The organism is Cryobacterium sp. 10C3 (assembly GCF_034314285.1).
Lineage (GTDB): Bacteria > Actinomycetota > Actinomycetes > Actinomycetales > Microbacteriaceae > Cryobacterium > Cryobacterium glucosi.
This window is the reverse complement of sequence record NZ_JAVIWF010000002.1, coordinates 100,098-122,336: the sequence shown is the minus strand read 5'-3', so window position 1 is coordinate 122,336 and position 22,239 is coordinate 100,098. Positions and strand designations below refer to the sequence as shown.

22 protein-coding genes, 1 tRNA gene and 2 pseudogenes are annotated in these 22,239 nt (G+C 69.4%); 11 read left to right on the top strand and 14 right to left on the bottom strand.

All coding sequences use genetic code 11. The features are described 5' to 3' along the window. Positions 1–110: 110 nt before the first annotated feature. Positions 111–935 (top strand): aldo/keto reductase, encoded by an 825-nt coding sequence (locus RGU41_RS01160; protein ID WP_322135268.1) that lies wholly within the window; start codon positions 111–113, stop codon positions 933–935. Between the two features lie 33 nt (positions 936–968). On the opposite strand, the pseudogene RGU41_RS01155 reads toward RGU41_RS01160, so the two are convergent. From RGU41_RS01155 to RGU41_RS01145, 3 genes and pseudogenes are all read right to left on the bottom strand, one after another. Beyond that, positions 969–1,954, bottom strand: a pseudogene (locus RGU41_RS01155) (aldo/keto reductase). Between the two features lie 34 nt (positions 1,955–1,988). Further along, on the bottom strand, positions 1,989–2,855 hold the full coding sequence (locus tag RGU41_RS01150; RefSeq protein WP_322135267.1) for an alpha/beta fold hydrolase: 867 nt from the start codon (positions 2,853–2,855) through the stop codon (positions 1,989–1,991). A gap of 21 nt (positions 2,856–2,876) precedes the next feature. Beyond that, complete coding sequence (locus tag RGU41_RS01145; protein WP_134449340.1) at positions 2,877–3,098, bottom strand: hypothetical protein; 222 nt, start codon at positions 3,096–3,098, stop codon at positions 2,877–2,879. Between the two features lie 209 nt (positions 3,099–3,307). Between RGU41_RS01145 and RGU41_RS01140 the strand changes: the two genes are divergently transcribed. Together RGU41_RS01140 and RGU41_RS01135 are read left to right on the top strand one after the other, a co-directional pair. Further along, positions 3,308–4,219: a DUF4349 domain-containing protein gene (locus RGU41_RS01140; protein WP_322135266.1), complete on the top strand. Its 912-nt coding sequence runs from the start codon at positions 3,308–3,310 to the stop codon at positions 4,217–4,219. A 65-nt stretch (positions 4,220–4,284) separates the two neighbouring features. Then, positions 4,285–5,631 carry a threonine/serine ThrE exporter family protein gene (locus tag RGU41_RS01135; protein ID WP_134449338.1) on the top strand — a complete coding sequence of 449 codons (1,347 nt, stop codon included), beginning with the start codon at positions 4,285–4,287 and terminating at the stop codon, positions 5,629–5,631. A 94-nt stretch (positions 5,632–5,725) separates the two neighbouring features. Here the strand turns inward: RGU41_RS01135 and RGU41_RS01130 are convergent, their stop codons facing one another. Beyond that, positions 5,726–5,968 carry a hypothetical protein gene (locus tag RGU41_RS01130; RefSeq protein WP_134449337.1) on the bottom strand — a complete coding sequence of 81 codons (243 nt, stop codon included), beginning with the start codon at positions 5,966–5,968 and terminating at the stop codon, positions 5,726–5,728. A 150-nt stretch (positions 5,969–6,118) separates the two neighbouring features. Here RGU41_RS01130 and RGU41_RS01125 point away from each other — a divergent pair, with 150 nt between their 5' ends. Next, on the top strand, positions 6,119–6,241 hold the full coding sequence (locus RGU41_RS01125; protein ID WP_255453709.1) for a hypothetical protein: 123 nt from the start codon (positions 6,119–6,121) through the stop codon (positions 6,239–6,241). A 79-nt stretch (positions 6,242–6,320) separates the two neighbouring features. On the opposite strand, the gene RGU41_RS01120 is transcribed toward RGU41_RS01125, so the two are convergent. The 4 genes and pseudogenes from RGU41_RS01120 to RGU41_RS01105 all read right to left on the bottom strand — a co-directional run bounded on the left by RGU41_RS01120 (position 6,321) and on the right by RGU41_RS01105 (position 9,875). After that, on the bottom strand, positions 6,321–7,118 hold the full coding sequence (locus tag RGU41_RS01120) for a hypothetical protein (RefSeq protein WP_322135265.1): 798 nt from the start codon (positions 7,116–7,118) through the stop codon (positions 6,321–6,323). Between the two features lie 66 nt (positions 7,119–7,184). After that, positions 7,185–8,378 carry an acetyl-CoA acetyltransferase gene (locus tag RGU41_RS01115; RefSeq protein WP_322135264.1) on the bottom strand — a complete coding sequence of 398 codons (1,194 nt, stop codon included), beginning with the start codon at positions 8,376–8,378 and terminating at the stop codon, positions 7,185–7,187. Beyond that, entirely contained in the window at positions 8,375–9,088 is a 714-nt protein-coding gene (locus RGU41_RS01110) for a CoA transferase subunit B (RefSeq protein ID WP_322135263.1), read from the bottom strand. Before RGU41_RS01110 ends, RGU41_RS01115 begins: the two co-directional genes overlap by 4 nt. A 71-nt stretch (positions 9,089–9,159) precedes the next feature. Beyond that, positions 9,160–9,875, bottom strand: a pseudogene (locus RGU41_RS01105) (CoA transferase subunit A). Between the two features lie 176 nt (positions 9,876–10,051). Between RGU41_RS01105 and RGU41_RS01100 the strand changes: the two are divergent. Then, positions 10,052–10,870: an IclR family transcriptional regulator gene (locus RGU41_RS01100; protein WP_322135262.1), complete on the top strand. Its 819-nt coding sequence runs from the start codon at positions 10,052–10,054 to the stop codon at positions 10,868–10,870. A 105-nt stretch (positions 10,871–10,975) separates the two neighbouring features. Here the strand turns inward: RGU41_RS01100 and RGU41_RS01095 are convergent. The 4 genes from RGU41_RS01095 to galU form a co-directional block, all read right to left on the bottom strand. Continuing rightward, positions 10,976–11,048: transfer RNA gene (locus RGU41_RS01095), tRNA-Ala, on the bottom strand. Between the two features lie 95 nt (positions 11,049–11,143). Next, positions 11,144–12,241, bottom strand: a complete 1,098-nt coding sequence (locus RGU41_RS01090) for a hypothetical protein (protein WP_322135261.1) — start codon at positions 12,239–12,241, stop codon at positions 11,144–11,146. A 144-nt stretch (positions 12,242–12,385) separates the two neighbouring features. After that, the gene (locus RGU41_RS01085) at positions 12,386–13,045 is read right to left on the bottom strand and encodes a GNAT family protein (RefSeq protein ID WP_322135260.1); all 660 of its coding nucleotides are present in this window, start codon (positions 13,043–13,045) and stop codon (positions 12,386–12,388) included. Positions 13,046–13,120: 75 nt separating this feature from the next. Continuing rightward, on the bottom strand, positions 13,121–14,014 hold the full coding sequence (gene galU / locus RGU41_RS01080; RefSeq protein WP_134558259.1) for a UTP--glucose-1-phosphate uridylyltransferase GalU: 894 nt from the start codon (positions 14,012–14,014) through the stop codon (positions 13,121–13,123). Between the two features lie 34 nt (positions 14,015–14,048). On the opposite strand from galU, the gene RGU41_RS01075 reads away from it, so the two are divergent. The 3 genes from RGU41_RS01075 (at position 14,049) to mscL (ending at position 15,579) form a co-directional block, all read left to right on the top strand. Next, on the top strand, positions 14,049–14,627 hold the full coding sequence (locus RGU41_RS01075; RefSeq protein ID WP_134558258.1) for a 5-formyltetrahydrofolate cyclo-ligase: 579 nt from the start codon (positions 14,049–14,051) through the stop codon (positions 14,625–14,627). A 74-nt stretch (positions 14,628–14,701) separates the two neighbouring features. Continuing rightward, positions 14,702–15,133 (top strand): FmdB family zinc ribbon protein, encoded by a 432-nt coding sequence (locus RGU41_RS01070; RefSeq protein WP_322135259.1) that lies wholly within the window; start codon positions 14,702–14,704, stop codon positions 15,131–15,133. An 11-nt stretch (positions 15,134–15,144) separates the two neighbouring features. Next, a complete protein-coding gene (gene mscL, locus RGU41_RS01065; RefSeq protein ID WP_134449326.1) occupies positions 15,145–15,579 on the top strand; it encodes a large conductance mechanosensitive channel protein MscL in 435 nt (144 codons plus the stop codon). A 65-nt stretch (positions 15,580–15,644) separates the two neighbouring features. Here mscL and RGU41_RS01060 read toward each other — a convergent pair whose 3' ends face one another. Together RGU41_RS01060 and RGU41_RS01055 are read right to left on the bottom strand one after the other, a co-directional pair. After that, complete coding sequence (locus RGU41_RS01060; protein WP_281535693.1) at positions 15,645–15,926, bottom strand: hypothetical protein; 282 nt, start codon at positions 15,924–15,926, stop codon at positions 15,645–15,647. Positions 15,927–15,987: 61 nt separating this feature from the next. Beyond that, on the bottom strand, positions 15,988–19,776 hold the full coding sequence (locus RGU41_RS01055) for an AAA family ATPase (protein ID WP_134449325.1): 3,789 nt from the start codon (positions 19,774–19,776) through the stop codon (positions 15,988–15,990). Positions 19,777–19,973: 197 nt separating this feature from the next. Between RGU41_RS01055 and RGU41_RS01050 the strand changes: the two genes are divergently transcribed. The 3 genes from RGU41_RS01050 to RGU41_RS01040 are packed head-to-tail and all read left to right on the top strand — an operon-like array spanning position 19,974 to position 22,221. Further along, positions 19,974–20,966, top strand: a complete 993-nt coding sequence (locus tag RGU41_RS01050) for an adenosine deaminase (RefSeq protein WP_322135258.1) — start codon at positions 19,974–19,976, stop codon at positions 20,964–20,966. A gap of 33 nt (positions 20,967–20,999) precedes the next feature. Beyond that, positions 21,000–21,287: a hypothetical protein gene (locus RGU41_RS01045; RefSeq protein ID WP_322135257.1), complete on the top strand. Its 288-nt coding sequence runs from the start codon at positions 21,000–21,002 to the stop codon at positions 21,285–21,287. Further along, positions 21,280–22,221, top strand: coding sequence for an alpha-L-glutamate ligase (locus RGU41_RS01040; RefSeq protein ID WP_322135256.1), 942 nt, complete (start codon positions 21,280–21,282; stop codon positions 22,219–22,221). The genes RGU41_RS01045 and RGU41_RS01040 overlap by 8 nt, the downstream gene beginning before the upstream one ends. Positions 22,222–22,239 lie beyond the last annotated feature (18 nt).

Genomic DNA, 22,239 nt, shown 5'->3' with positions numbered 1-22,239 from the left:
CCCCGCCGGGCCGCCCCTTCCGCGAAAGCGGGTGAATCGTCGTTCAGGCCGTGTCTAACCGACGATTCACCCGCTTTCGCGGAAAGCTGCATGGCCGGTTTAATGGAGCTATGACCTCTTCACCCGTTCTGCAGTTCCACGACGGCCACTCCATCCCGCAGCTGGGGCTCGGGGTCTACAAGATTCCGGATGCCGACGCGGCCGACGCGGTGCAGGTCGCGCTCGAGTCCGGGTACCGGCACGTCGACACGGCAGCGCTCTACGCCAATGAGGCCGGCGTCGGCCAGGGCATCGCCCGGGCCGGCCTCCCCCGCGGCGACGTCTTCGTGACGACCAAGGTGTGGAACGCCGACCACGGCTACGACAGCACCCTGCGTGCCTTCGACGAGAGCCTCGGCAAGCTCGGGCTCGACTACGTCGACCTGTACCTGATCCACTGGCCGGCCCCGCGCCAGGACAAGTACGTCGACACCTGGCGGGCCCTCGAGGCGATCCGCGCCGACGGGCGGGCCCGCTCGATCGGCGTCTCCAACTTCCACCCGCATCACCTCGACCGGCTTCTCGCCGAAACCGATGTCGTTCCCGTGGTCAACCAGATCGAGCTCCACCCCTGGCTGCAGCAAGCGGATGCCCGTGCCTACGACGCCGCCCACGGCATCCTCACCGAAGACTGGTCACCCCTCGCCCGCGGCAGGGCGATCGGCAACCCGACACTCGACGCCATCGGCGCCCGCTACGGCAAGTCAGCGGCGCAGGTCGTGATCCGCTGGCACCTCGACCTCGGGAACATCGTGATCCCGAAGTCGGTGACACCGTCCCGCATCCGCGAAAATCTCGACGTCTTCGACTTCAGCCTGGACGCGGCCGACCTCGCCGCGATCGCGACCCTCGACTCCGGCGAGCGCACCGGCCGGGACCCCGACGACCTCGGCTGATCGCACCCGCACGCACCAGCATCCGCGAGAGTTCTACCAGCGCGGGTGGATCTGGGCGCGGAGGAGGCGGTCGTAGATGTCGCGCACGCCGGCGAGGAACTCGGCGCTGAGCGGGGGAACCGACCCGGCCGCCGCGTTGCCCTGCGCCTGCGCGATCGAGCGCGCGCCGGGGATGACGGCGCTCACGCCGTCCTGCTGGGCGACCCAGGCAAGCGCGGCCTGTGCGGGCGTGAGTCCGGCGGGAACGAGTGCGGCGAACTCGGCGGCCGCCGTGAGCCCGGTCTCGTAGTCGACGCCCGAGAAGGTCTCGCCGACGTCGAAGTGGCTGCCGTCGCGGTTGTAGTTGCGGTGGTCGTTCTCGGCGAAGGTCGTGGCACGGGTGTACTTGCCGGTGAGCAGACCGCTCGCGAGCGGCACCCGGGCGATGATGCCGACCCCGGCGGCGCGGGCCGCGGGAAGCACGTTGTCGAGCGGCTTGAGCCGGAACGCATTCAGGATGATCTGCACCGTCGCGGTGGCCGGGCGGGAGATCGCCGCGAGGGCCTGGTCGCAGGTCTCGACGCTGAAGCCGTACGCGGCGATGGTGCCGTCGGCGACGAGGGTGTCGAGCGCGTCGTAGACCTCGCCCGATTCGACGACCGCGCTCGGCGGGCAGTGCAGCTGCACGAGGTCGAGGGTGTCGACACCGAGGTTGCGGCGGGAGCGTTCGGTCCAGGCCCGGAAGTTGGCGAGCACGTAGTTCTCGGCGAGCTGGTCGACGCGGCGGCCCATCTTGGTCGCGACCGTGATCCCGGCGTCCTTGCCGTCGCCGGCGAGGTAGCGCCCGATGATCTGCTCGCTGCGTCCGTCGCCGTAGACGTCCGCAGTGTCGAAGAAGGTGACGCCGGCGTCGACGGATGCTGCGAGAACGGCGGTCGCGTCGGCCTCGCTGACGTCCCCCAGTCCGCTCCCAGTTGCCAGGTTCCGAGCCCGATCACGGAGACGGTTCGGTCGGTTCTTCCCAGGGTGCGTGTGTCCATGTCCCTAGCCTAATCACCCGGCCGGCCGCCCTGGTCAGCGTGCGACAGCGGATGCCGGTGTGCGCGGCCCGTCCGGGTCCACCGGTCGGTCGTCGACCCCGGTAGCAGTCTCGATGACCGCGAGCAGCTCCCTGGCCAGGCGCGGCCGGATCAGGTGGTCGTTCGCCTCCACGCGGTGCATCGAGACGTGGCGCATCCGCTCGATCACGGTCAGGCTGCCCGACTGGATGAACGCGTCGAGGCTGCCGTAGACGACGTCGACGGGCACGCGCAGGATCGCGATGTCGCTCACCAAGGTCTGCGATTCGATGCAGTGCTCGAGGGACTTCACGAAGGGGGTCCAGTTGCGTTCGGTGATCTCGAACACGCCCTTGGGCAGCAGCCGCGAGATGATCGCGGCGTTGCCGATGGTGAAGTCCTTGTTCTCCCTCAGGAAGGCGTATGCACGCAGGTAGACGCTGACCCGGGCGCGCACCCAGCGGTCGCCGATCTCCGTGGGTGAGAGGTACACGGGCGGCCCCACGAGCACGACCCGGGAGATCCGGATGCGACGGTCCCGCCATGAGGCCTGGAGCGCCGCGAGCCGGGCGACGATGAGGCTGCCGAGGGAATGGCCGACGAGCACGAACGGCTCGCGCAGCCGGAGCGAGCGGATCGTGGCTGCGAGCGCCTCGACGTGGTCCTCGAGCCGGTACTCGCAGCCCTCAGGAGCCGGCGATTCGCCGAAGCCGAGGATGTCGACCGCGATGACCCGGTGCCGCGGGGTGAGCAGCGGCACCAGTTCCCGGAACGTCACGGACGAACTGGCGATGCCGTGCACGAGGATGACGACCGGCCCCGTGCCTTCATCGGTCGCGATGTGCAGGAGGGGCGGGCGGCGTCGACGGAACCGATCCCTCATCGCCGCCCACCATCCCATGACTCAAGTATCGTCGCGCAGGCCTTCCTTGAACTCCTTGGTGGCCTTCGTCGCGTCGCGCTCGGCCTCGGCGTGCTTGACGCCGGCCTCCGCGCGCTTGACCTCGGCATCCGCCTTGATCTCGTCGACCTTGTCTTCGATCCGGTCCTTGGTGTCCTCGAACGTCCGGCTGATCTTCTGCCCGGTCGCGTCGAGGGCGTCCTTGGCGTTCTCTGCGAATCCCATGTTTCCTCCGTCGTGTGTCGAATGTGTCTCATGGAGCGTGCGTGTCAGGGAGAGCGCGTCTCGTGGAACGTGTGTCCCGTGGCACTCGGCCGGCGTTGCCTGGCCGATGAATCGACCCTAACAACTGCGCCCACACCGAGACGGGATTGTGATTCGACTCCCAGACGGCGTCCAGACAGTGGCCTCAGGGCGCGCCATACAGTTGCCCCATGAAACGTTTTCCCGCCGCCGCAGCGCTCCTCGCTGCCGTGCTCCTGCTGGCCGGATGCTCCGCCTCCGGCTCGTCGAACGATGCCGGCTCCTCCGTGACGAACCCCGGAACCGGCGCCGCAACGGGCGGCGGAACGACCAGGGATTCCGGGATCCTCGGGGCCCCGCAAGCCGGAGACGCCGCAGGGAGCGCCACCTCGGGCACCGTCGCCGGCAGCACGAGCGAAGTCGCGTCGGGCCAACGCGACGTGATCATGACGGGATCGATGTCGGTCACGGCAAAAGACCCGATCAAGGCGACGCAGGACGCCGTGACGATCACCGAGCAGGCCGGCGGCCGCATCGACAGCCGCACCGAGAACCCCGCGACCGACAACCAGCCGGCCAGCGCAACCCTCACCCTGCGCATCCCGGCCGCCGCCCTCGACCGCACGGTTACCGACCTGAAGAAGCTCGGCACCCTCAACTACGTGTCGCTCAACGCCTCGGACATCACCCAGCAGACCCAGGACCTCGACGCCCGCATCACCGCCCTGAAGACCTCCGTCGACCGGCTGCTCGCACTGATGCAGCAGGCGACGACGACGACAGACCTGATCGCGATCGAGGGCACGCTCTCCCAGAGGCAGGCGGACCTCGAAAGCCTGCAGTCGCAGCGCAATTTCCTGTCCGATCAGGTCGACTTCTCGACGATCACCCTCTCCCTCTATTCAACGGGCACCGTCGCGCCCGGCGCTCCCGGCGACTTCTGGACCGCGATCGGGGCCGGCTGGGCGGCCCTGGTCGGCGCGCTCGGCGCCGCGCTCGTCGGCATCGGCTACGCGCTGCCGTGGATCGCACTCCTCGGCGTGACGGCGCTCATCGTGATCCTCATCGTGCGGATGTCCCGGCGCAAGGGAAAGGCTGCTTAGGCTTGGGGGTGACCCACTCCACCCCCACCGCTCCCCGCCGGGCCCCACAAAGGTCCGTCGAACGGATGTCTGACGCCACCGTCAGCATCGGGGTCTTCGACAACGCGGGCTACACCCGCGCGGTCCTCGACCTGACCATGCGCCTCGCCGAGGTCATCTTCGCCGCCGGTGCCGGCGCCGAGGATGCCACCGCCGCGATGGAAGCGATCACCCGCGCGTACGGGCTCAAGGGCACCGAGGCGAACGTGACGCACACGATCATCGCCCTCACCCACGAAGACCCTGGCACGCACGAGTCGATCACGCGCAGCCGCAACGTCAAGTACCGCTCGCTCAACTACGGGAAGCTCACCGCCACGAGTGAGCTGATCGCCGAACTCATCGAGAATCCCATCGATGTCGCCGACGCGCGCAAGGCCCTCGCGACCATCGTGAGCGCCCGGCCCCAGGTCACCGCGCTCTGGCGTCGGCTCGGCTGGAGCCTCGTCGGCGCCGGCGCCGCCGTACTGATCGGTGGCGGCCTCACCGTGCTCGTCGCCGCGTTCATCGCGACCTTCTTCATCGACCTGATCACGACGGCGCTCGACCGGCGACAGGTGCCGGTCTTCTACCAGAACGTCGTCGGCGGGGCCATCGGCCCGATGACGGCCGCTGTCGTCGCGCTCGTCGACCCGTCCGCGAATCCCTCCCTCGTCGTGATCGCGACGATCATCATGCTCCTCGCCGGGGTCACGACCTTCGGCGCGGTCCACGACACCCTGTCCGGCTTCTACCTCACCGGAACCGCCCGCATGATGGAGGCGCTCCTCATCACCGGCGGCCTCGTGACCGGCGTCGCGGGGGCGTCGCTCCTCCTCGCCCGCTTCGGCCTGGTGCTGCGGGTGAATGGCAACGTCGCGTTGACGTTCGCCGACGTGGCCGCGCTGCTCGCGGCATCCGTCGTGATCGTCGTGGGCTTCGCGCTCGCGGTGCAGGTGCCGTGGCGCGCGTACTGGGTCGTCTGCCTGCTCGGGGCGCTCGCCGAAATCCTGTACCTGGGCGGCACGAGCGCGGGCTTCGGGCTGGTCTGGTCGTCGGCGGCCGCGGCCGTCGGAGTGGGGCTCGCCGCCGCGCTCACGTCACGGGTCGTGCGCACGCCGCCGCTCGTGATCGTCGTGACGGCACTCGTGCCGCTCGTACCGGGGCTGACCCTGTTCAGCGGCCTGCTGCAGCTCTCCGACGGCAACATCGACGGCGTGCTCAGCATGCTGACCGCCGGTGCGGTCGCCGTGGCGCTGGCGGCGGGGGCGATCCTCGCCCAGTACCTCGTGCAGTTCGTCTGGGGCCCGGCACGCAGGCTGCAGCGCCGCTTCGTCGGTCCGCTGATGGCGCTTCCGGTGCGGCTCAGCCGCAGCCCGGGCAAGCGCATCTAGCCACGCCACGTGCACCGTTCCGGTCGAGAGCGCCCGTTCGGCGCGTCACTCTCGACCGGAACGGAACACCTCCTGTCCGTCCGGCAGCCCGGGGTCAGTTCGGGACGTCGGCCTCTCCGGTTTCGTCGTGGAGGTCCTCGACGTAGCGGTACGAGATCGGTTCCTCGGTGACGTGCCCGAGCTTGAAGACGCGCCGCACGATCTGCCCGTCCTCCTCGACTTCGAGGGTGACCTCCTGGGCGTATCTGCCGTTGACGTATTCCAGTACTCGTTCGGTTCCCGCGGCGATCGGGTTGGCGCCGTAGAAGATCGCCCGGTACGTGTCGTTCTCGCTCATATTCCCTCAATCCCTCAGGTGGCTGGTCGCACACAGCCTACGACCGGCGCGCCCGGGCACAAGGGCCGGGCCGAGCGGATGCCGTTCCCAGCGATTCCGCGTAGGGTCGAGGAAGACGATGCCGCTGGGGCTCGGGTCGAAGGAGTGCACATGGCTGACAAATCACCCAAGAAGGACGCGACCAAGAAGGTCGCCGGAAAATCTCTCAAGGAGAAGCGTGCCGACAAGCACGCCAAGTCCAACGAGACGGCCGAGAAGGCACGGAAGGCATAGCTTCCGCCCGATTAGTTTCGCTCAGTTCCACTGCAGACAGGGTGCTGTCCCGCTTCGGCGGGGCGGCACCCTTCTTCCGTTAGGCCAGGTCCCGCCGGATGCCGGAGACGGCCTCGGAACCCCGGATCTCGACGAGGAGCTCCAGGATCCGGTCGACGACCGCCGTCGTCACCGCCCGGCAGACGATGCTGTGGCGGCCCAACTCCGTGAGGCCGCCCGCCCGCACCCGGATCACCTCCCAGCCGACCTCGTTCAGGGCCGCGTCCTTCTCCCGGTCTGAGGCCTCCTTGAGGCCGCGATGCGCCAGGCCGTCGCGCCCAGGGTCGTCGTATTCGATCGCGATCCGGAGCGCCGGAATGATGATGTCCGGCCAGACCTCGGGCTTGCCGTAGAAGGTGCGGCTGATGCGCACGGCATTCACTCGGTGCGGCAGACGGATGCGCTCCCCGAGCGCCACCCGCAGCCGTTGCTCGGTCGCGGAGGTGCCGAGCCGCAGGCCGGGCTTCATGAACGGCACGCCGCCCTCGAACCGGGCAGCCGGGGCGGCGGCGTTGGCCTGGCACCGGGGGCACCCGGGGCCGGTGAGGGCTTCACGGACCGTCGCGGTGTACCGGGAGTGGCCGCGGGTGCAGATCCAGTCGTAGACGGCGCCGATGCGGGTCTCCTGCGCGAGGGCGCCGCGCGCGCCCGCCGCGACCGTGCCGACCAGCTGGGCCCTGGTGCGCCGGGTCTCACGCAGGAGCACGCAGAGCGGGCAGTCCCTGTGCAGGGTGATGCGGGCATCCGCTGCCGGGGCGCCGTGGCCGCAGCGGAACCGCACCGCAGTGCCGCCGCTCGCTGTGCCGCCGCCTCCTGCCGGGATGTCCGTGCCGCTCATGCCCCGCTCCCTCGTTCGTGGCCGAGGCTACCGGGCACCCCCGACACCGGTGCTGCGGATGCCGCGTCAGACGGCCTCGAGCACGCTCACGTAGTTCGCGACGCCGACTCCACCCATGTTCTGCACGAGCGCACGGCGCGGGGCATCGAGCTGCATGTCGCCGGCCGTGCCGGTCAGCTGCATCGCGGAGACGACGTGCTGCGACACCCCGGTCGCCCCGACCGGGTGGCCCTTCGCCTTGAGTCCGCCGGAGATGTTGACCGGGAGCCTGCCGCCGCGGTACACCCAGCCCTCCTCGACGGCCCGGCGGCCCTCGCCGGGCGGGGTGAGCCCCATCGCCTCGTACATGATCAGCTCGGCGATCGTGAAGCAGTCGTGCACCTCGGCGAAGTCGAGCTCGTCGAGGCCCACCCCCGCCATCCGCAGGGCGCGTTCGAACGAGATCCGGGTCGCCGCGAAGGCGGTGGGGTCGCGGCGGGCGGCGGGCAGGAAGTCGTTGGCCTGACCGAAGCCGGTGAGCCGCACGGGATCGGTCGCGGCTCCGGAGCGGCGGGGCGCCCCTGCCGTGAGTACGATCGCGGCGGCCCCGTCTGAGACCGGGGAGCAGTCGGTGCGCCGGAGCGGCCCTGCCACGATCGGATTCTTCTCCGAGACGGTGCGGCAGAAGTCCTCGCCGAGGTCCTTGCGCAGCTGGGCGAAGGGGTTGTCGACGCCGTTGCGGTGGTTCTTGGCGGCGATGGAGCCGAGCACGTCGCCGACGTCGCCGTAGCGGTCGGCGTATGCCTCGGCGACGACGGCGAAGAGGCCGGCGAAACCGGATGTCGACGGCTGGCCGGCCAGGTCGTAGTCGGCGCCGAGCAGCGCGGATCCCACCCGCTCGGATGAGGCATCCGTCATTTTCTCCGCCCCGATCACGAGCACGGTGCGGGCGGTGCCGGCGAGCAGGGACTTGACGCCCTGCTGGAACGCGGCCGAGCCGGAGGCGCAGGCGTTCTCGACCCGGGTGGCCGGAACGTACGCGAGCGCCGGGTCGGTCTGCAACGCGAGCGAGGACGCGAAGGCGAGCGGAACGAGCCCGGAGTTGAACTGGCCGAGGTAGATCTCGTCGATCTCGCCGGCGTCGACGCCGGAGTTCGCGATCGCCTCGGCGGCGACCTGCACGATCAGGGTCTCGAGGGTGTCGTCGCTGAGCTTGCCGAAGCGGCTGTGCCCCCAGCCGGCGAGGAGGACGTCGGTGCCGAATTGTTCCTGGAGGCTCACAGTCGCACTGCTTTCTGGTCGGTTGCGGTGTTGGTTGCGGTGTCGGTTGCGGTGTCGGTTGCGGTGTCGGTTTCCGTCTCCGAGACGGTGAAGTCCGGTTCCGTGCAGGCGCGGAGCTCCTTGAGGGTGACCCCGGGGGCGCGGCGACGCAGCACGAGCCCGGTCTCTGTCACGTCGAACACAGCGAGGTCGGAGATGATCCGGTTGACGACCCCGACGCCGGTCAACGGCAGGCTGCACTCGGTCACGATCTTGGGGGCGCCGTCCCGTGCCACGTGTTCGGTCAGCACGACCACCCGCGGGGTGCCCGCGACGAGGTCCATAGCGCCGCCCATTCCCTTGATCATCTTGCCGGGGATCGTCCAGTTGGCGAGGTCCCCGCTGCCGGACACCTGCATCGCACCGAGGATCGCGACCTTGACGTGGCCGCCGCGGATCATGCCGAACGAGGTCGCCGAGTCGAAGACGGATCCGCCCGGCAGGATCGTCACGGTCTGCTTGCCCGCGTTGATCAGGTCGGCGTCCTCCTCGCCCGTCCAGGGGAATTGCCCCATGCCGAGCAGCCCGTTCTCGCTCTGCAGCGTGACCGAGACCCCCTCAGGCAGGTTGTTGGCGACCAACGTCGGCAAACCGATACCGAGGTTGACGTAAAAGCCGTCCTGCAATTCGCCGGCCGCGATCGCGGCCATCTGGTCTCTGGTCCACGTCATGGGGTACTCCCTGGGTGTCGATCGGATGGGGGTCTCTGGTGGGTGGGTCGCGGGCGGCTCAGACCGGACCTTCAGGCCGACACCACGACCGCGCGCTCGCGCACGGTGCGCTGCTCGATCGGCTTGGCCCGGGCATCCGCCTGCACGAGGCGTTGCACGTAGACGCCCGGCGTCACCACGTCGTGCGGGTCGATCGTGCCGCGCGGCACGATCTGTTCGGCCTCGGCGACCGTGACGATGCCGGCGGTCGCGACGAGCGGGTTGAAGTTTCGGGCGGTGTACCGGTAGACGAGGTTGCCCTCCGTGTCGGCGCGCCAGGCGTGCACGAGGGCGACGTCGGCGACGATGCCGCGTTCCTGCACGTAGCGGATGCCATCGAACACCGCGTGGGGCTTGCCCTCTGCCACGAGGGTGCCGACCCCGGTCTTCGTGTAGAAGGCGGGGATTCCCGCTCCCCGGCCCTGAGGCGCTCGGCGAGGGTGCCCTGGGGGCTGAATTCGACCTCGAGCTCGCCCGCGAGAAGCTGCTCGGCGAAGAGCCGGTTCTCGCCGACGTACGACGCGATCACCTTCCGCACCTGCCCGGTTTCGAGCAGCCGACCGAGACCGATCCCGTCGACGCCCATGTTGTTCGAGACGACCGTGAGATCACGAACACCGGATGCCCGCACCGCGTCGATCAGGTCGGCGGGAATCCCACAGAGGCCGAAGCCGCCCACCGCGAGCACGATCCCGTCGTGGAGGACGTCACCGAGTGCGTCGGCCGCGCTGGTCAGTACCGTGGACATGGTCGTCTCCTCATTGAGCATTCACTGTGTCCACCCTGTGGACACGCTGTCTGACGGCCATGCTAACCGGGCGGCGAAGACCCTGTCAATCGCGGAAAACCGTGCGTTCGATTGCGCATCCACCCCGTGAACACTAGGCTCACCATTATCCACATTATGGACACATAGGAGTCGAGATGACCACGGTTGACGCAAAGGGACCGAGCGGCACCGTGCAGGGCGGCACCGTGCAGGGCGCCCAGGTGACGGCCCGGATCGCCCTGCTTCTCCGGCTCGTGGGCCGCGCGCCGCGCGGGGCTGCGCTCTCCGACATCGTGCGGGACTCCGGCCTGACCCGGCCGACCGTGCACCGCCTGCTCACCTCGCTCGCCGCAGAGGGGCTGCTCGACCACGATCCCGTGCGGCACACCTGGCACTACGGGCCCGAGATCTTCGTGATGGGGGTCGTCGCCGCCGACCGATACCCGATCGAGGAGCTCGCCCGGCCGAGCCTGCGCCGGCTCGCCGAGGAGACCGGCGAGAGCGCCTTCCTCTCCATCCGCCGCGGCGCGGAGACCGTCTGCCTGCTGCGGGAAGAGGGCAGCTTCCCGATCCGGTCGTTCGTTCTGCACGAGGGCGTGCGGTTCCCGCTCGGCGTCGCCTCCGCCGGGCTCGCGATCCTCGCGTACCTGCCGGAGGACGAGGTGACGGCATTGCTGGGCGGCGAGCTCGCAGCGACGTGGGGTCCGGCGCACACGGCGGCGGGCATCCGCTCGAACCTCGAGCTCACCCGCACCACGGGGTATGCGGTCAACCCCGGGCTGATCCTGGAGGGCAGCTGGGGCATGGGAGCGGCGATCTTCGACCGGTCCGGCCGGCCGGCGTGGGCGCTGTCCCTGACCGGGATCGAGCCCCGGTTCCGGCCGGAGCGACAGGAGTTCCTCGGTCGCCTGCTCCTCGAGGAGGCGAACCGGATCACCCAGGAGTTGCAGAAGCCCGGCCCGCTCGCGCACTGATGCGCGCAACCATCACGTGTCGCCGAGTATCGTCGTGGCTGGAATTCACCCCGGAAACGACAAAAGGACCGGGGCCGCTGGGCCACGATCCTTCTGTCTTGCCGGTGGAGCTAAGGAGATTCGAACTCCTGACCTTCTCATTGCGAACGAGACGCGCTACCAACTGCGCCATAGCCCCCAACCGCTTATGAAGAATATCACGCGTTGGGCCTCGTTCTGAGCACACCCCGTGCGCGGCGACCTCCTGGCGGAACGGGGCGCTCCTCCGAGTGCCTACCCGGCGGCGCGGCGGCGGCGCAGAACGGCGTCGAGGTCGGTCATTCCCGGCTCGGTCTCGCCGACGATGCCCATCGACGCGAAGCGGCTGACCGGTGCGGCGACCGTTGCCTTGCCCGCGACGGCGACCGGCCCTGTCTTCGTGGCCGGCCTTGTGCCCACGTTCGTGCCCACGTTGCTGCCCAGGCTGCTGCCCTGGGCGAAGATCGTTCCGGTGTGCCGGAGCGGCGTGACCGCGACCTGCAGCTGCTCGGCTCGGCGGGCCACCTCGGCCTCCGCGGCTGCCCGGCGGAGCTGCGCGGCGGCATCCGCTGAAGCCATGGCGACCTGGGCGACCGTGCCGGGGGCGAGGTGCAGCGGGCGGGGCAGCGGGTGCGGCGTCCAGGTCTGCACGGGAACGGGGGTCTCCTCGAACTGCACCGGTTCGAAGTCCTGCCCGACGAGCGGCCGGGAGCGGGCTTCGGCGACGGCGGGGCCCGCGGCGACGGACCGGGCCCTGGCGTGCGCGCTGGTGCGGGCGAGGCGGTTGAGGGTGCCGAATGCGAGGACGCCGGAGGCGGCGCCGACGGCGAGGAGGACGGCCGAGCCGCCGGAGACCAGGGCGACGAGGCCGAGTGTGACGCCCAGGAGGCCGCCGAGGAGCACGAGGGTCGCGAGGGCACGCACGCGGCGCACGCGCCGGCTCCTGGCCGCTGCGTGCCCGATGACGGTGGACTGGGCGGCGCGTTGGGCGGCGGCCTGTACCGCGGCGACCTGCGCGGCGGCGGCGCGTTCTGCTGCGGCCTGGGCGGCGACCGCGCGGCGGGCGGAACTCGCGGCGGCCATCACGGCCTTGGCCTCGACGCGAGCGTCCTCCTCGGCCTGCGCGAGCAGCTTCTGCTGGGTCACGACGGTGCGGGCATTCGCCTCGAGTCGTACCTCCTGCGGAATCTCCGACGTCTCCGCGAGGATACGCATGGTCTGCTGCAACCGAACCGCATTGCGTTCGATCGTGAGATATTGGCGTCGTCGGGTCCAGGTCGGCATCAAATAGGCCACCCAGAGCACGGCGGCGACCCCCACCATGACTCCGCCACCCAGGACCTCGCTACTCATGCTCCCTACGGTATGAGTCAGGGGCCGTTCCGGCGCTGATTAGACGGGGTGTGTCCGCCGACTCGCCGGTGAATCGACGATTCTTTTTGCGCGGCGTGTCTTTTTGCGCGGCGTCTCTGTTGTGCGCGGGTTGTGGTTCGATGCTCAGTACTCGGCCACACCGAGCGGATGCGCCGCCGCGGCCCGGTCCGCGGCGGTCACCGCCGCAGCATCGGCGGGGGCCGCCCCGTCGCGCCAGCGGCGCAGCACGCCCTGGCGCACTTCCTCGGCCACGAGGGCGAAGCAGAAGTGGTCGCGCCAGTCGCCGTTGATGTGGATGTAGCGGCGGCGGAGGCCCTCGTAACGGAAGCCGAGCTTCTCGACGACGCGCAGGGAGGGGCCGTTCTCCGGCCGGATGCAGATCTCCATCCGGTGCAGGCCGAGCTGCCCGAAGCAGTAGTCGGTCGCGAGGGCCACGGCGATCGGGGTGATCGAACGACCGGCGAACTCCTCGGCGACCCAGTATCCGATCGTCGCGCTCGACAGCGAGCCCCAGCTGATCGAGGAGACGTTGAGCTGGCCGGCCAGCCGGCCCTGGAATTCGATCACGAACGGCAGGCCGTTCCCGGTGCGCGAGTGCGCGAGCAGGCTGCGGATGCTCGCGCGGGTGTCGAAGGACATCGGCGCGTACGGGCTGGTCGCCTCCCAGGCGCGCAGCCAGCCTCGGTTCTCCATCAGGGAGCGTTCGAGGTTTTTGTCATCGCGCAGCCGGATGGGACGCAACGTCACATCACCGTCGAAGAGCGTCGGAATCGCGATCGCCACAACCTGCCTGTCTACTCGGATTCAACTGGTGTTCCCCCACTGTAGTCACCCGGATCAGTCCCCGAGTCACCCCGATCAGTCGAGGGTGGCGGCGAATCCCTTGAGCCATGGGCGCAAGTCGGGACCGAGGTCTTCGCGGTCGACGGCGAGCTGCACGATGGCCTTGATGTAGTCGAGCCGGTCGCCGGTGTCGTAGCGGCGACCGCGGAAGATGACGCCGTAGACGCCGCCCGTGGTCTCGGGGTTCACCGCCATCTCCTGCAGGGCGTCGGTCAGCTGGATCTCGTTGCCCTTGCCCGGCTCGGTGTGCTCGAGCACGCCGAAGACCGAGGGGCGGAGCACATACCGGCCGATGATGGCGAGGCTCGACGGGGCATCCGCTTCAGCGGGCTTCTCGACGAGGCCGGTGATGCGCACGACGTCGGGGTCGTCGGTGGCCTCGATCGCGGCGCAACCGTAGAGGTGGATCTGCGAGGGCTCGACCTCCATGAGCGCGATGACGCTCGTGTTGCGTTCGACCTGCTCGGTGAGCATCTTCTCGAGCAGCGGGTCGCGGGCATCGATGATGTCGTCGCCGAGGAGCACGGCGAAGGCCTCGTTTCCGACGTGCATCTTCGCGCGGAGGACGGCGTGGCCGAGGCCGAGCGGGTCGCCCTGGCGAACGTAGTGGATGTCGGCGAGGTCTGTCGCGAACTGAACCTTGGCGAGGCGGTCCTTGTCGCCCTTCTGGATCAGGACATCCTCGAGCTCGGTCATCCGGTCGAAGTGGTTCTCCAGGGCGTTCTTGTTGCGCCCGGTGATCATCAGGACGTCGTTCAGGCCGGCCGCGACGGCCTCTTCGACGACGTACTGGATCGCCGGTTTGTCGACGACGGGGAGCATCTCCTTCGGCATTGCTTTCGTGGCCGGGAGGAAGCGAGTTCCCAGACCAGCAACGGGAATGACGGCTTTCGTGATGCGTGTACCCATGGCCCCTACGCTATCGGCATCTAGGATGACTTATATGGACTCCGAGACCGTTCACCGAAAGCGGGCGCTCCGCGCCGAACTGCGTGAGCGCCGGCAGAACATGACCTCGGTCGAGACGGATGCCGCGACGGCGGGCTTCACCGCGAACCTGCAGAGCATCGTCGTCGACCTCAGCGCTCGCTCCATTTCCTGCTACCTGTCCGCCAGGAACGAACCCAATACCCGGCCGTTCGTGAACTGGGCCGAGGCCCAGGGCATCCGGGTGCTCTTCCCGGTCTCCCGGGACGACGGCCTGCTCGACTGGACCGTCGGCGAGGACCAGACCGAATTCCCCGGTGTCTCCGGGATGCCAGAACCCGCGGGCAGCCTGCTCGGGCCGATCGCGATCAATGACGTCGACCTGATCATCGTCCCCGCGGCCGCCGTCGACACGACCGGGCTGCGGATGGGCTGGGGCCGCGGCTACTACGACAAGACCCTCGGGTCGATGGAGAAATGTCCCCCGGTCTACGCCGTCGTCTTCGACAACGAATACGTCGACTCCGTGCCGCGTGAAGTGCACGACCAGCCCGTCGACGGCCTGGTCACGCCCACGCGCATCATCACCTTCTAACTCATCCACCCTCACGTTCATCTATTTCAATCAGGGTTCCCGGCGCGCGCCGGGTTCCTACAGCCGGAGTTTCAGTGCCTACCTATTCCTACCGTTGCACCGAGTGCGACACCGCGTTCGATATCCAGCAAGCCTTCACCGACGACACGCTGACCGTCTGCCCGACCTGCGGCGGCAAGCTGCGCAAGGTGTTCTCCTCGATCGGCGTGAGCTTCACCGGTTCGGGCTTCTACCAGAACGACTCCCGCTCGGACGCGAAGGCGGCCCTGCAGGCGCACCCGAAGAAGCACGCCAAGTCGCACGCGGACGCCGCGTCGCACGGCGAGAAGGGTTCGCACTCCGACAAGGGTTCTGACAAGCCCAAGAAGGCCGAGAAGTCGGAGAAGAAGTCGGGCGCGTCGTCCGAGAAGTCGGGCGGGGCATCCGCCGGCCCGTCGTCGTCATCGGTATCATCAGCATCACGTTCGACCCCCACTTCGAGTGCGGCCCCGTCCGCAAAACCCTAAGGAGGATCCCCATGATCCAGGGCTTTAAAGAATTCATCATGCGCGGCAACGTGATCGACCTCGCGGTCGCGGTCGTCATCGGCGCGGCGTTCACGTCCGTCGTCACCGCCATCGTCACCGGGATCTTCAACCCGTTGATCGCGGCGATCTTCAACGCGGAAGACATCTCCAAATCGATGAATGTCCCGTTGCCCGGCGGCGGCAGCCTGTCCTTCGGGCTCGTGCTCGCGGCGATCATCAACTTCCTGCTCATCGCAGCCGTCGTGTATTTCGTGTTCGTGATGCCGATCAACAAGCTCAAGGAGGCGCAGGAGCGCCGCCGAGCGGCAGGCCTGCCGCCGAAGGACGCGACCGTCCCCGCGACCGAGCTCGACCTGCTCACCCAGATCCGCGACCTCCTCGCCGCGGACGCCGCCAAGCCCGACACCGGCCCGTCCCCGAGGTAGCTCTCCTCCGGCGTGCCTGCCGTAGCGTCAGAAGCGCGTACGCAACGGCGGATGCCGGGCGCAGGCTACCAGTGCGGCGGGCGGTCCTGACGCAACTGGGCCTCGTTCGCGCTCCGTGACGGCTCGGTTCCGGCGACGTGCGGTGCGACGCCGCCCTCCTCGCGCAGGACCGGCGGGTGCGGGTTCGGATCCGTGTCCGGCGCCGGCGTCAGGCGCGCCCGGCGGGCTCCGCCGCGGGCTTTCACGACGGACTGGCGCGGCGCTGACGCGGGATTCGCCGGGTCGAGTCCGTGCGACCGGTCGGCGGCACTCTCCGGGGTTTCGACCCAGTCGTCGGTGTCTTTCACGACAGGTCCTTCAGGTCTTCCCCGGACGGCACTGCAGTCACGAGGGCGCGGGCGCCGTCCGTCACGCGTGCGGGTACTGAGCTGCCGGCGGCGTGGGGGGTGTGACGCCGACGAGGCCGGCGACGCGGGTGGCGACGGCGTCCGGGTTGCTGAACAGTTCGAAGGAGTGCACCCGCAGGTAGTGCCAGCCGAGTCGCCGCAGCACCTCTGGACGGAGCCTCAGCGACTCGCGCAGGCTCGCCCGGTCGACGACGGCATCCGTTTCGACGACGACGGCTCGACCGGCGTGCGAGCCCGCGAGGGCGAGCTTGCCGCGATGGCCGAGCGTCACGGTGACGCCGAGGCGTTCGAGGCGCTGGGCGAGGTCGACGAGCATCGGCTCGGTGGCATCGGGGACCTGCGCCTCGTTGTGCCTGGCTTCGGTCTCGGTGAGCACCTGGGCGAGGGCGAGGATGCCGTGGCGCTGGCGGTCCTCGTCGATGTCGGCGGGGCGGAAGCAGGAGACGATGTCCATGGCGCGGCGGGCCCGGGTCATGCCGATCGCGAGCAGGCGGTCGCCGCCGGGTTCGCCGAGCGAGCCGAAGTTGGTCAGCAGGCGTCCGTGCGGGGTGCGGCCGTAGCCGATCGAGAAGATCACCCGGTCGCGGCTCTGGGCGACGGCCTGTTCGAGGGTGAGCACGGTGAACGGTTCGGCCCGGTCCTTGAGGATGAAGTCGGCCAGGTCTGTGCGCTTGGAGAAGGCGGAAAGCACCGCCTGGTGCACGCGAACGGCGTGGCGTGCGCTCGCGGTGATCACCATGAGCGATTCGCGCGGGCGCTTGACGGCGTGGTCGAGCACGAGGTCGACGACCTTCGTGACCTCGGCGTCGACGCTCTCGACGGCTCCGCTGTCGGCGTCGGGCATGCCGTGGCCGCCCGCGACGTAGTTCAGGGTGAGGCTGCCGTGACCGAGGTAGCTGCCTGCCCACGGGAGGGAGTCGATGCGGCCACCGTAGAAGCGGTGGTTGACGAGTTCGGTGAGGTCTTCGCCGCCGGCCCGGTAACTGCGGGTCAGGGTGAGGGTGGGCAGCAGTTCGCCGAGGCGGGCGAGGGCGGAGTCCGCGTGCAGGGCGTCGACGTTGGTTTCGCGCTCTGCGCGGTCTGCGAGGCTGACGCGGCTGACGCGCGCGTTGGCGTTCGTGCCGCCGCCGGCATCCGTGATACCGGTCTCGAACGGCGACGGCGTCTGGGTGACGGGGTCGCCGAAGGCCACGATCTGCTTGCCGCGACGGATGGCGCCGACGTTCTCGGCGAGGGTCGTCGCGCCGGCGTCGACGAGGAGCACGGCGTCGAAGTGCTGGTCGTCGAGCTTGGAGACCTCGTACGGCGAGGCGAGCCAGACCGGGGCGAGCACGCGGCCGAGGTGCGGGGCCGCCTTGTTCAGGCGGGACGGGGTCGCGCGGTCGGCGCGCAGCAGGCGGCGAAGGCGGTCGGCCTCCTCGGGCCAGTCGACGATGCCGATCTTCCAGGTTTCGGCGAGGAGCCAGCCGAGGCGCTGCCCGGTCGTCGACGCGTGGGCCTCGTCGACGAGACGGAAGTCGGCCTCGAGCCGGTCGAGCACCTGGGTGTTCGCGTTCAGGAGCGCCTTGTCGGCACCGAGCATGGTCTCGAGCACGGACTGCCACCAGGCGAGCTCGAGTTCGTTGGCGACGTTCTCCTCTGAGACGTGCCGCTTCGCGAGGTCGGTCATCAGGGGGTCGAGGTTGTGTTCGCGCAGCGTTGCGAGCAGCGCGGTGCGCTCGTGCAGGTTGGCGAGCACCTCGCTCTCGGCGGCGAGGCCGGAGATCGTGTAGATCAGTTCCTTGACCGGGCGCATCGCGAGCTGCCGGTTCGTGCCGGTGTTGCGCAGTGGGATGTCGAGAGCCGCGAGGTCCTCGGAGACGCGCTGGAAGGCGACGTGGACGTCGGAGATCCCGACGGGCACCTCCGGCATGACGCCGGCGACGACGTAGCGCTGCCAGAGGGTGCGCTGCTGCTGGATCCGGCGGAGGCTGTCGTTCAGGTCGGTGACGTGCACGCCCGGCCGCAGGTATTCCTCGGCGAGGCGGCGCAGGCGCCGGCGGCTGGTGCCGGTCATGTCCGGAGAGTCGCGGCGGGCGGAGGTCGCCGAGATGAGCTCGGTGAGCGAACGGTCGAACACGGCCGGCTGGAACTTGTCGAGGGTGTCGCGGATGTCGAGCAGCAGCCGCAGGTACACGCCGAGCTCTGCGATGGTTTCGAAGGGCCGCAGCCGGGTCTGGCCGACGAGGCCGGCGGCACGCTCGAGCAGGCGCGGCAGCTCGACCTGGTTGACCCGCTTGGCGAGCTGGTGGGCAGCGGATGCCTCGGCCGGCACCGCGAAGGACGCCCCGTACCAGGGCGAGTCGCCTGGACCGTAACGGAACTGGCCGAGCGCGGCCGCCTTGATCAGCGTCTGCGCCGCGGTCGCCCGGTTCTGGGCGAGGCGCTCGAGCGCGTGCCGCTCGAGCCGGGCGGTCGTCGACGGCGGGGAGGACAGCTGGGCGAGCCTCGCGAGTTCGCCGAGGGCGTCGAGCACGGAGACGCCGAGGGCAGGGTCGCGCCGGGTGAGGGCGCCGCGGTAGTCGAGCAGCACCTTGCGGAGCCGCACGAGGGCGTCGTCGACGTCGCCGACCATCGGCTGGACGGCCTTCTCGTTGCGGGTGATCGAGGCGATCAGGTCGCGGCGCAGCAGCCGTGGGGTGACGGCGACGCCGGGGAGGCCGACCTGGGTGAGGCGCTGGTTGATGCCGTCGAGGCTCGAGCGGCGGGCGCTCACGACGAGGACACGCTTGTGCTGGGAGATCAGGGAGCCGATCGCGTTGACGATCGTCTGGGTGCCTCCGGTACCGGGCAGGGTCTTGACGACGAGGGAGTTCCCTGCCGCGATCTGCGCGACGACGTTCTCCTGTTCGGGGTCTGCGTCGAGCAGCAGCACGTCGGTCGCGGGCGGCCGGGAGTCCTGGCCGATCGGCACGACGGGGTTGTATGCGCCCTCGATGGCCTGTCGGGCGCTCGGGTTCCCCGCGATCGCGTCGAGCAGCGGATGCTCGAGGTGCGCGGCATCCGCCTTCATGGCCCGGCCGACGTCGGCGAAGGACGATGCGACGAGGCGCGGGGTGACGTTGAACCAGGGCAGGTGCGAGGTGAGGCCGCGGAGGCGGTCGATCACGGGCTGCGGTTTGAAGGCGCCGTTGGTCACGGCGAGCGCGACGAAGGCGTCGGCGTCGAGGGTGATCTGGAACTGCTCGTGCAGCGCGCGGCCGAGTTCGGGATTCAGGAACGGCTGGCCCTTGAGCTTCAGCTCGAAGTCGCGGCCGTAGCGGCGGATCGCGAGCGGGCGGAGCAGCACCGGGCCGAGGAAGTCGACGTCGCCGAAGCGCCATTCGGCGAGGCCGATGCCCAGGTGCACCGATTCGATGCCGCGCATGGAGCGCAGTTCGATGCCCTTCTGGGTGATCTCACCGGCCGCGAGGCGGGCGTTGCGCAGCGCGAGTTCGTCGCGGATGAGGTTGGAGAGCAGGGTGGACTTCCCGGTGATGAACTGCGGGAGTCCTCCGGGGTGGGCCTGGCTCAGTTCGATGCGGGTGCGCGGCTCGTCGGCGAAGTGCAACAGAGGCGAGCGCCCGCCGATCTCGGCGAGTTCGGTGCGCCATCGGTTCCAGACCGGCTCGGCGATGTTTCCCGCGACGACCGAGGGATCCCCGAGGCTCACGGTCTGCGGGGAGACCGCATTCCGCGGCTCACCCGACGGAGCATCCGGGTTGGTCGACAGGATGTCGTCGTCATCTTGTTTTCTATCGAGGCGCCACACACCGACACCCTAAGTCCGGAAAACACCGTTCGGCCGCAGGCTCCCCGGGTTTCGCGGGGATTCGCGGGAAAACCCGCGGATTTGTCGTGTTTGCCGACCGTCGTGCTGGACCGTGCGCTGGCGGGCGCTTCCGCCGGTGCGCTGAAGGAGGACACCACTGGTGAATCGGAGCCGACCGGGCTTGCGAGAATGGGGAAATGAAACTCCCCCTGGTCGAACTCCACCTGCACATCGAGGGCACTCTCGAACCGGAGCTCATCTTCGAGCTGGCCGAACGCAATGCCGTCGTCCTGCCTTTCGCGACCCTGGCGGAGTTGCGGGCGCAATACGAGTTCACCGATCTGCAATCCTTCCTCAATCTGTACTACCACAACCTCGACGTCCTGCGCCAAGCCGCCGACTTCACGGACCTGACCCGGGCCTACCTCCGCCGGGCCGCTGACGCGGGAGTGCGGCACGCCGAGATCTTCTTCGACCCGCAGGCGCACACGAGCCGCGGCATCCCGTTGCTGACCGCGCTCGGCGGGGTGGCGGATGCCCTCGGCACCTCGGTCCCGGACTTCGGCATCTCGACGAAACTGATCGTGACGTTCCTGCGCGACCGGCCCGCGAACGAGGCCCTGCAGATCCTCCGCGAGATTCTCGCGAGCGGCTACACGATCGACGGTGTCGGACTCGACTCCGCGGAGGTCGGCTACCCTCCGGAACTGTTCGAGGAGGTCTTCGCGCTCGCCGCGGCGAACGGGCTGCGCCGGGTCGCGCACGCCGGCGAGGAGGGCCCGCCCGAGTACGTCTGGAGCGCGCTCGACCGGCTCGGGGTGGAGCGGATCGACCACGGCATCCGCAGCCTCGAGGATCCCGCGCTCGTCGAACGGCTCGTGCGCGAGCGGGTGCCGCTCACGGTCTGCCCGTTCTCGAACGTGCGGCTGCGTGCGATCGACACGCTCGCCGACCACCCCATCGTGCGGATGCTCGACCTCGGCCTGCTCGCGACGGTCAACTCGGACGACCCCGCGTACTTCGGCGGGTACATCGACGACAACCTCGCGGCGCTCGACGCCGAGTTCGGACTCGGGCCTGACCGGCTCGCCCTCCTCGCCCGGAACGGGATCGAAGCCTCGTTCCTCGATCCGGCGGAGAAGGCCGCGCTCGGCGCGGACGTCGACGCCTGGCGCGCCGCCCAGGCGTGACCGGCACCGCGAACGAGGGCTAGGGCCCCTGAGGTGCAGGGCGCCGGGACCGGTGAGGCCCTCGTCCGTGCCGCGATCGACGAGGCCCGCGCCTGGGGCGTCTCCGCCGTCGTGCCGGTTTTCACCGCCTGCAGGACCGTGCGATCCCGACAGCAGCGAGACGAACAACTGGATGTCCGAGTCGGCTGGCTCGTGCTCGGCACGGTGGTTGTCCGGGTCCCCGAGCGCGGTGCTCGCCGGTCACGCACCGTCACAACCTGCCACGGAGACGACCCTGGTCGCGCGGCCTCTGCCGTGTTCGTACGCTGGAGTGATGACTGAGCTGCCGCGCGTGTACATCCTCCACGAGAACCCCGACTGGCTGCCGCCGTTCACCGCGGCCTTCGCCGCAGAAGGCGTCGCTGCGGAGGAGGTCCTGCTGACCCGTGGCTCCATCGATCTCGACGCCGAACCCGCACCGGGCGTGTACTGGTCGCGGATGAGCGCCTCGGCGCACAGCCGCGGAAACGTGCACTCGAAGGACTACACCCGGGCCTATCTCCGCTGGCTCGAAGACTCCGGACGCCGCGTCGTCAACGGCGGGGACACGATCAACTTCGAGGTGAGCAAGGTGCAGCAACACCGCGCCCTGCGCGCGGCGGGCTTTGACGTTCCGAAGACCGTTGCCGTGTTCGGTCGTGACGACCTGCGTGAGCGCTCCCGCGAATTCGCGACGCCGTTCATCACGAAGCACAACCAGGGCGGCAAAGGACTCGGCGTGCGGCGCTTCGACTCGTTCGAGGAGTTCGACGCCTACCTGGCCTCGCCGCTCTTCGAGGAGCCGGCCGACGGCATCACTCTGCTCCAGGAATACCTGCCCGCGGAACGGCCCTTCATCACCCGGGTCGAGTTCGTCGGCGGGCGTTACGTCTACGCGGTCCGGGTCGACATCTCGGCGGGTAGTTTCGAACTGTGTCCGGCAGACGCGTGTGTCATCGACCCGGGAAACGACGCGGCACCGGTCGAGCCGTTCGCCCTGCGCGAGGGCTTCGACAGCGACCCACTGATCGCCCGGTACGAGGCCTTCCTCGCCGACCACGGCATCGAGATCGCCGGCATCGAGTTCATCGAGACCGCCGACGGCCGCCGGGTCACCTACGACGTCAACACGAACACGAACTACAACCCCGCCGTCGAGGCCAGCGCCCCGCTGCCGGCTGCCCGGGCGATCGCCCGGTTCCTCGGCGGGTTGCTGACGGCGAGCGTCCCGGCCTGACCCTTCGCTTCGGGCCTC

Excerpts from the sequence above, each read along its gene's own strand:
- RGU41_RS01160 (WP_322135268.1), top strand. The coding sequence starts at position 111 with ATGACCTCTTCACCCGTTCTGCAGTTCCACGACGGCCACTCCATCCCG.
- RGU41_RS01150 (WP_322135267.1), bottom strand. The coding sequence starts at position 2,855 with ATGAGGGATCGGTTCCGTCGACGCCGCCCGCCCCTCCTGCACATCGCG.
- RGU41_RS01145 (WP_134449340.1), bottom strand. The coding sequence starts at position 3,098 with ATGGGATTCGCAGAGAACGCCAAGGACGCCCTCGACGCGACCGGGCAG.
- RGU41_RS01140 (WP_322135266.1), top strand. The coding sequence starts at position 3,308 with ATGAAACGTTTTCCCGCCGCCGCAGCGCTCCTCGCTGCCGTGCTCCTG.
- RGU41_RS01135 (WP_134449338.1), top strand. The coding sequence starts at position 4,285 with ATGTCTGACGCCACCGTCAGCATCGGGGTCTTCGACAACGCGGGCTAC.
- RGU41_RS01130 (WP_134449337.1), bottom strand. The coding sequence starts at position 5,968 with ATGAGCGAGAACGACACGTACCGGGCGATCTTCTACGGCGCCAACCCG.
- RGU41_RS01125 (WP_255453709.1), top strand. The coding sequence starts at position 6,119 with ATGGCTGACAAATCACCCAAGAAGGACGCGACCAAGAAGGTCGCCGGA.
- RGU41_RS01120 (WP_322135265.1), bottom strand. The coding sequence starts at position 7,118 with ATGAGCGGCACGGACATCCCGGCAGGAGGCGGCGGCACAGCGAGCGGC.
- RGU41_RS01110 (WP_322135263.1), bottom strand. The coding sequence starts at position 9,088 with ATGACGTGGACCAGAGACCAGATGGCCGCGATCGCGGCCGGCGAATTG.
- RGU41_RS01100 (WP_322135262.1), top strand. The coding sequence starts at position 10,052 with ATGACCACGGTTGACGCAAAGGGACCGAGCGGCACCGTGCAGGGCGGC.
- RGU41_RS01090 (WP_322135261.1), bottom strand. The coding sequence starts at position 12,241 with ATGAGTAGCGAGGTCCTGGGTGGCGGAGTCATGGTGGGGGTCGCCGCC.
- galU (WP_134558259.1), bottom strand. The coding sequence starts at position 14,014 with ATGGGTACACGCATCACGAAAGCCGTCATTCCCGTTGCTGGTCTGGGA.
- RGU41_RS01075 (WP_134558258.1), top strand. The coding sequence starts at position 14,049 with ATGGACTCCGAGACCGTTCACCGAAAGCGGGCGCTCCGCGCCGAACTG.
- mscL (WP_134449326.1), top strand. The coding sequence starts at position 15,145 with ATGATCCAGGGCTTTAAAGAATTCATCATGCGCGGCAACGTGATCGAC.
- RGU41_RS01050 (WP_322135258.1), top strand. The coding sequence starts at position 19,974 with ATGAAACTCCCCCTGGTCGAACTCCACCTGCACATCGAGGGCACTCTC.
- RGU41_RS01040 (WP_322135256.1), top strand. The coding sequence starts at position 21,280 with ATGACTGAGCTGCCGCGCGTGTACATCCTCCACGAGAACCCCGACTGG.